The following is a 6,984-nucleotide window of genomic DNA, read 5'->3' on the forward strand; positions in this document are numbered from 1 at the left end:
CGCGTGCGCACCTCGCCGATCATGATGACGTCGGGCGCCTGGCGCAGCGTGTTCTTGAGCGCGTTCTCCCAGCTGTCGGTGTCGATGCCGAGTTCGCGCTGCGTGACGATGCAGCCTTCGTGCTTGTGCACGTATTCGATCGGATCCTCGATCGTGATGATGTGGCCGGTCGAGTTCTGGTTGCGGTAGCCGATCATCGCGGCGAGCGAGGTGGATTTGCCCGTGCCGGTGGCGCCGACGAAGATGATGATGCCGCGCTTGGTCATCGCGAGCGACTTGATGACCGGCGGCAGGCTCAGTTCCTCGACCGTCGGGATCTTCGTCTCGATGCGACGCAGCACCATGCCGACGCAGTTGCGCTGGTAGAAGCACGACACGCGGAAGCGACCCACGCCGGTCACCGAGATCGCGAACTGGCACTCGTGCGTCTTCTCGAATTCCTCGCGCTGCGACGGCGTCATCACGTTGAGGACCATGTCGCGCGACTGCTGCGGCGTGAGCGCGTTCTGCGTGATCGGCGTGATGCGGCCGTTGACCTTCATCGACGGCGCGACGCCGGCGGTAATGAAGAGATCCGACGCCTTCTTGTGCGTCATCAACTTCAGGTACGAGGTGAAATCGACGCTGCTGCTCATGGCCTTTCCCCGAGCCGGACTACGGCCGGCGCGCGGTCATCTTACACCGCGCGAGGCGGGCGCCACGGCGAACGGTGCACATTTCCGCGTCGCCGACGCGCGTCAGCCCGCCGCTGCGTCGGCGGCCTCGCGGTGGTAGCGGCCGCGCAGGCGCAGGAACGGCCGTTCGACGTACCGGTAGGTCAGGCTGGCGATCGCGAGGGTCAGCGGCAGGGCGAGCAGCAGGGTCGCGAGCAGCGCGTCCGCCACCGCGTGCCCGCTCGGGGCGAAGCGCAGGCCCGAGTGCAGCAGCGACCAGATCACGACGAAATGAACGAGGTAGATCGAGTACGAGACCTCGCCGATGCGCGCGAGCAGGCGCGACCAGAGCCCGGTCGCCGCATTCGCCGCGTCGACGTAGCCGACCACGAACGCCGCCCACAGCACCGCTTCGACGGTCGGCCAGGCGATCTTCCATGCGGGTGCCACCGGCCAGCCGCCCACCGCGTTGAACGCCGCGAGCGCCACCAGCATCGCCGCCAACGCCGCGGCTGCGAGCGCGGCGCCGGCCCGGCGCGACAGCGGCCGGTTGCGGAACAACCAGGCCGCGCACATGCCGACGAGGAACTGGTCGAGCCGCCCGAGGATGGTGAGATAACCGAGGTCGCGCGCGTTGGCGCCGAGCAACACCGCGCCCGTGCGCACCACCAGCAGCACCGCGAGCATGCCCGCGAGCTGGCGCAGCCACCCGGTCTTCAACACCGGCAGCAGCAGCGGGAACAGCAGGTAGTACTGCCATTCGATCGCGATCGTCCACAACATGCTCGTGAACGGCGGCGCGTCGAGCGCACCGGCGAGATTGCCGAGCCCGAACACCGTCTGCGCGAACGCGCCGGGCGAGAACCGGTCCGGGAACGCGGAAATGCCGGCGAACACGAGCAACAGGAACAGCGGATAGGTGCGCAGGAGGCGGTTGCGAATGAAGCCCCAGGCATCGATCGCGCGATCGAGCGAGCCGTAGGTGAGGATGAAGCCGGACAGCACCATGAACAGCGAGACGGCGGTATGTCCCTCGGCGAGCGCGGCGACGAGCGGGTTGGCCGGCTGCAACCAGTCGTCGACGCCGAACTCGCGGTGGAAGCGCGCGTCGTACGAAAACAGGTGCAGGCCGTGGTAGAAGACGATGAGCAGCGCCGCGTAGGCGCGCAGGTGGTCCACCGCCGGAAAATACCGGATGTTCGGGCTGCGCATCGCGCCTCGCCTAACTGCCTCGATTGCGGCGGACTATAGCCGCTCGCCGCGTGCGCGCGCTCAGGCGTGACGCCGGAAATACGCGACCGCGAGCGCGACGAGAATCAGCGGCGGCAACAGGTTCGCCAGTGCCGGGTGGAAGCCGTACAACGAGCCGATGCTGACGATCGCTCGCTGCAGCAGGTAGAACGCCAGCGCGAGCACGATGCCGAGGAACAGGCGCTTGGACAGCCCGCCGCTGCGCAACGCGCCGAACGCGAACGGCACCGCGCAGAACACCAGCACGAGCAGATCGAACGGGTAGAACAGCCGCGCCCAGTATGCTTCGCGGAACGTCGAGGCATCCTGCCGGTTGCGGTCGAGCGCGGCGATGTTCTGGCCGAGGTCGCGCAGGTTCATGTACTGCGCCTTGACGATGCTGCTCGCGAGCAGGCCGGGGTCGAGGCGGGAGTCCCACGCCTTGGACGCCTCCTGAGTGGTCGCTGCGGAACCGTCGCCGAACACGGTCCGGCGCACGGCCTCGAGGGTCCAGCGTCCCTCGACGTGGATCGCATGCCCGGCGATCGACAGTGCGCGCAGGCGACCGTCCGGATCGAATTCGAACACGCGTACGCCGTCGAGGTCGACCTCGCCGGCAGCGCCGTGCGTGCGGCCATGGCGCGCCCCGATCACCGTCTCGCCGTCGCGCGCCCAGAGCACGCCCTTCGCCAGCGCGACGTCCTTCGACTTGGCGGCGAGCTGCAGCGCCTGCGCCTTGCGCTCGCCGTACGGGCCGATCGTCTCGCCGAGCACGACCACGCCGATCGTGAGCAGGCCGAGCGCGAGCGCGACCGATGCGCAGATCCGCAGTTTCGACATTCCGGCCGCGCGCAATGCGGTGAGTTCCCCGCTGCCGGCGAGGCCGCCGAGGCCGAGCAGGCTGCCGATCAGCGCGGCGTAGCCGAACATCTCGTAGCAGCGCCGCGGCACCGTCAGCAGCACGTAGGCGACCGCACGCGCGAGCGTGTACTGGCCCTGGCCGACGTCGTTGAGCTCGCCGATGAAGATGCGGAATGCATCGAGCCCGACGATCACGACCCAGGCGACCGCGACCGCGCCGAGTACGGCTGCCGCGACGAGCCGGTCGACTCGCTTGAACACGGGCAGGCGGATCATGCGCGACGCGCCCGGCGCGGCGCCTGCAGGCGTTCGCCGTTCCAGATCAGCCAGGCCGCGACCGCGAGCGCCGGCAGGTAGACCCACCAGAGGCCGAAGCCGGCGGCGAGCTTGCCCTGCCCTATCCATGCGCGGCCGAGTAGCAGGCCGTTGTAGTAGACGAGCCAGGCGAGCAGGGCGAGCAGCATGCGCGCGTAGCGCGGCTCGCGCGGACTCGTGCGCGACATCGGCAACGCGAGCAGGCCGAGCACGAGCGCCGACAGCGGCGCCGCGAGGCGCCAGTGCAGCTCGGACAGCGCGAGCGGGTCGTCGCGGCCTTCCAGCAGCGTCGTCGTCGGCGCGGCGCGCTTCCGCGCGGCCTCGTCGTCGTCGTTGACGCTGTCGGGCAACTTGATGTCGTTGCGCGCGAATCGCATGAGGCGGAAGTCGTCCTCGCCGAGCCTGCCTTCGACCCGGAAGCCGTCCTGCAGCGCGATGTAGCGGCCTTCGCCGTCGGCGTCGTGGTAAAGGTAGCCGTGCGTCGCCGTGATCACGTCGATGCGCGTCTTGCCGGCGGCGTCGTCGGGTCGCTCGCTCTCGATGAACATGCGCTTGAACTGGGTGCCGTCGGCCGACATCTCACCGACGTAGATGACGCCGTCACGCCCCGGCAACTCGACGAAACGGCCCGGCTCGAGCCCCGCGACGATCAGCGAGCGGCTCGCTTCGGTGAGCAGCCGCTGCGAGAGGCGGTCCGCGGCCGGCGCGAGCCAGAACGAAATCGCGGCGAGCGCGGCCATGACCGGCAGCACGAACAGCATGAGCGGCCGCAACAGGCCGCCTGCGTCGAGGCCCGACGACTGCAGTACGGCCATCTCGCTGTCGCGCCAGAGGCGCCCGTACGCGCCGAGTACGCCGAGAAGCACGGCGAGCGGCATGAGGATCGTGAGCGTGCCGAGCGCGCGCAGGCCGACCAGCGTGAACAGCAGTTCGGCCGGAATGCGCCCCTTGGCGATCTTCGCGAGCAGGTCGGCGACCGCGCCGCCGACCATGACCAGCAGCAGGATCGCCGTGGCGGCAAGGAAGCCGACCGCGAGCTCGCGCAGCAGGTAGCGGTCGACGATGCGCAGGGCGAACGGGTTGTTTTGCCTTAGAATGGAAAGCTTCATGCGCGCTGGCAATGGCGGCGCAGGCCGGTCGCACCGTGGCGCCCGGCTGCATCGTCACTCGGTCCGGCCGGTGCGGCCCTGTAGTCCGACGAGGACGCACAGTGTAACCGGGCGCGCACCCGGAACACCCACAGCATTGGCGGAATCCACGCGATGACCACCCTCAAGTTCAGCATCCGCAGCGACGCCCCCGAAGGCGCGACGACCCCGTGCCTCGTGGTCGGCATCCACGAAGGGCGCGTGTTCGGCGTCGCCGCGCAGGGCATCGACGCCAAATCGGGCGGCGCACTCGGCCGCCTCGTCGACAGCGGCGACGCGAGCGGCAAGGCCGGTACGTCGATCGTGCTGTTCGGCCTGCCGGGGATCGCCGCCGAGCGCGTGCTCGTGGTCGGACTCGGCGATGCGAAGAAATTCGACGCGGCGGCCTACCACCGGGCAGTCAACGAAGCCGGTCGGGCGCTCAAGGCGCTGCCGGTCGCGTCCGCGTACTCGACCCTGACCAGCCTCGATGTCGCCGGCCGCGACGACGCCTGGAAGGTGCGCACCGCGGCGCTCGCGGCGGACGCGCACGCCTACCGCTACACCGCGACATTCAAGCCGAAGGACGCCCCGAAGACGCCGCAGCTGCAGGCGATCGACTTCCTCGCGTCCTCCGCGTCGGCCGGGCGCGCTCTGGCCGAAGCAGGCGCGATCGCGGCGGGCGTTCGCTTCGCCAGGGAACTCGGCAACCTGCCGCCGAACATCTGCAATCCATCCTACGTCGCCGCCCAGGCGAAGCAGATCGCCGAAACCCACGCGGGCGTCACGCTCGAAGTGCTCGAGCGCGAGGACATGGCCAAGCTCGGCATGGGTTCGCTGCTCGGCGTCGCGCAGGGGTCGTCCAACCCGCCCAAGCTCGTGGTGCTGCAGTGGCAGGGCAAGGGAGACCAGAGTCGTCCCTATGCCCTCGTCGGCAAGGGCATCACGTTCGATTCGGGCGGCCTCTCGCTCAAGCCCGGCGCGGGCATGGAGGAGATGAAGTTCGACATGGGCGGCGCGGCCGGCGTGCTCGGCGCATTCCTCGCCGCGGTGGAGCTCAAACTGCCGCTCAACCTCGTCTGCATCGTACCCGCGGTCGAGAACATGCCGGACGGCAATGCGTACCGTCCGAGCGACATCCTGACCAGCATGTCCGGGCTCACGATCGAAGTGCTCAATACCGATGCCGAAGGTCGCCTGATCCTCTGCGACGCGCTCACCTACGCGCAGAAATTCGATCCCGAGGTCATCATCGATGCGGCGACCCTCACCGGCGCGTGCGTGATCGCGCTCGGCAAGCATGCGTCCGGCCTCATGACCAAGGACGACGATCTCGCCGAGCAGCTGCTCGCCGCCGGCACGCAGACGCACGACCGCGCCTGGCGCCTGCCGCTGTGGGACGACTACCAGGGCCAGCTCGAATCCGGCTTCGCCGACGTCGCCAACATCGGCGGCAAGAACGCGGGGGCGATCACCGCGGGCTGCTTCCTCGCACGCTTCACCAACGGCCGCCGCTGGGCCCACCTCGACATCGCCGGCACCGCGTGGGACGAGGGTCGCAAGGGCCTCGCGACCGGCCGCCCGGTGCCGCTGCTCGTGCAGTACCTCATCGACCGCTGCGCGCAATGAGCGACGCCGGCGCGCTGCAGCAGCGCAAGACGCAGGTCATCGCCGCCGCGCTCGGCACGCACGTCGTGCTCGGCGGCATCATGCTGGTGCTGTTCCCCGGCATGATGCATCCGGACACCTTGCAGCAGACGATGGAGACGATGCAGGCGCAGGGCATCAACCTGCTGTTCGAACTCGTCGCGCTCGGCTTCTGCTTCGCCTGGCTCGCGCTCGATGCGCGCCAGCTCGAGATCCGCCGACCGTGGTGGCTCAACGTCGGCATCGTGCTGTTCAAGTCGGTGTTCATCCCGTACTACCTGTACAAGACGCGGCCGCAAGGGCAGCGCGGCACCGCGATCCTCGCCTGGTTCGGCCTGTACTTCGCCGCGCTGCTCGCGATGACCGCCGGCGCGATGATCGCGCTCATGCTCGGCGGCGCACCGCTGCCGCGCGCGCCCGGGATCTGACCCATGCCGCGCGCCGACTTCTACCTCATCGACAAGCCGCGCTTCCGCGCCGAGCCACTGTTGCTCGTGTGCGAGCTCGCGAAGAAGGCGTTCATGGCCCAGCAGCCGCTGCTCATCCTCGCCCGTTCGCAGGACCAGGCCGAAGCGCTCGACGAGCTGTTGTGGGCGTTCGACGAGAACGCGTTCATCCCGCACCAGATCGCCGGCGACGATGACGACGCGATCACGGCGGCGCTGATCGTGCCGCCGGGCGTGGACACGCCCGACCGTGCGCTCGTGATCAACCTGCGCGACACCTGCGCGCCGGGCCTGTTCGATCGCGTGCTCGAAGTCGTTCCCGCCGACGAAGGCGAACGCGCCGGCTCGCGCGAGCGCTGGAAGACCTACAAGGCCGCCGGCTTCGACGTCGCCAAGCACGACATGTGACCGCTCCGTCGGGTGCGCGAAGGAAGCTCAAGCCTGAAACACGAAGCACACCGAGCACACGAAGGTAGAGCAAAAGAGACTTGATTGTTCTGTTCGTCGTGTGCTCGGTGTGCTTCGTGTTTCAAACTTTTCGGCTCCGCCGCCCTGCTTCAGGGGCGCGTGCCGAAATAGCGGTCGCCCGCATCCCCGAGGCCGGGCACGATGTAGCCGTGCTCGTTGAGGCGCTCGTCGATCGCGGCGGTGAAGACGGGCACGTCCGGATGGCGGGCGCGCAGGTTGGCGATCCCCTCGGGACAG

General features: G+C 69.0%; 8 protein-coding genes. 3 read left to right on the forward strand and 5 right to left on the reverse strand.

Going from position 1 to position 6,984, the window contains the following annotated elements; translation table 11 throughout:
- From VI238_RS08830 to lptF, 4 genes are all read right to left on the reverse strand, one after another.
- Positions 1–635: ATPase, T2SS/T4P/T4SS family (locus VI238_RS08830; RefSeq protein ID WP_331650521.1), on the reverse strand; the 635-nt coding region annotated here is incomplete at its 3' end.
- Between the two features lie 102 nt (positions 636–737).
- On the reverse strand, positions 738–1,865 hold the full coding sequence (locus VI238_RS08835) for an acyltransferase (RefSeq protein ID WP_331650523.1): 1,128 nt from the start codon (positions 1,863–1,865) through the stop codon (positions 738–740).
- 60 nt (positions 1,866–1,925) lie between these two features.
- Positions 1,926–3,020: an LPS export ABC transporter permease LptG gene (gene lptG, locus VI238_RS08840; RefSeq protein ID WP_331650525.1), complete on the reverse strand. Its 1,095-nt coding sequence runs from the start codon at positions 3,018–3,020 to the stop codon at positions 1,926–1,928.
- Positions 3,017–4,168, reverse strand: coding sequence for an LPS export ABC transporter permease LptF (gene lptF, locus VI238_RS08845; RefSeq protein ID WP_331650527.1), 1,152 nt, complete (start codon positions 4,166–4,168; stop codon positions 3,017–3,019). Before lptF ends, lptG begins: the two co-directional genes overlap by 4 nt.
- 153 nt (positions 4,169–4,321) lie before the next feature.
- Here lptF and VI238_RS08850 point away from each other — a divergent pair, with 153 nt between their 5' ends.
- The 3 genes from VI238_RS08850 to VI238_RS08860 are packed head-to-tail and all read left to right on the forward strand — an operon-like array spanning position 4,322 to position 6,687.
- Positions 4,322–5,815, forward strand: coding sequence for a leucyl aminopeptidase (locus VI238_RS08850; protein WP_331650529.1), 1,494 nt, complete (start codon positions 4,322–4,324; stop codon positions 5,813–5,815).
- Complete coding sequence (locus tag VI238_RS08855; RefSeq protein WP_331650531.1) at positions 5,812–6,261, forward strand: hypothetical protein; 450 nt, start codon at positions 5,812–5,814, stop codon at positions 6,259–6,261. The genes VI238_RS08850 and VI238_RS08855 overlap by 4 nt, the downstream gene beginning before the upstream one ends.
- 3 nt (positions 6,262–6,264) lie before the next feature.
- Entirely contained in the window at positions 6,265–6,687 is a 423-nt protein-coding gene (locus tag VI238_RS08860) for a DNA polymerase III subunit chi (protein ID WP_331650533.1), read from the forward strand.
- A 149-nt stretch (positions 6,688–6,836) separates the two neighbouring features.
- On the opposite strand, the gene VI238_RS08865 is transcribed toward VI238_RS08860, so the two are convergent.
- On the reverse strand, positions 6,837–6,984 hold a 148-nt coding region (locus tag VI238_RS08865), incomplete at its 5' end, for a uracil phosphoribosyltransferase (protein WP_331650535.1).

The organism is Dokdonella sp. (assembly GCF_036518555.1).
Taxonomy (GTDB): domain Bacteria; phylum Pseudomonadota; class Gammaproteobacteria; order Xanthomonadales; family Rhodanobacteraceae; genus Dokdonella_A.

Coding starts and splice junctions, on each gene's coding strand:
- VI238_RS08835 (WP_331650523.1), bottom strand. CDS start 1,865: ATGCGCAGCCCGAACATCCGGTATTTTCCGGCGGTGGACCACCTGCGC.
- lptG (WP_331650525.1), bottom strand. CDS start 3,020: ATGATCCGCCTGCCCGTGTTCAAGCGAGTCGACCGGCTCGTCGCGGCA.
- lptF (WP_331650527.1), bottom strand. CDS start 4,168: ATGAAGCTTTCCATTCTAAGGCAAAACAACCCGTTCGCCCTGCGCATC.
- VI238_RS08850 (WP_331650529.1), top strand. CDS start 4,322: ATGACCACCCTCAAGTTCAGCATCCGCAGCGACGCCCCCGAAGGCGCG.
- VI238_RS08855 (WP_331650531.1), top strand. CDS start 5,812: ATGAGCGACGCCGGCGCGCTGCAGCAGCGCAAGACGCAGGTCATCGCC.
- VI238_RS08860 (WP_331650533.1), top strand. CDS start 6,265: ATGCCGCGCGCCGACTTCTACCTCATCGACAAGCCGCGCTTCCGCGCC.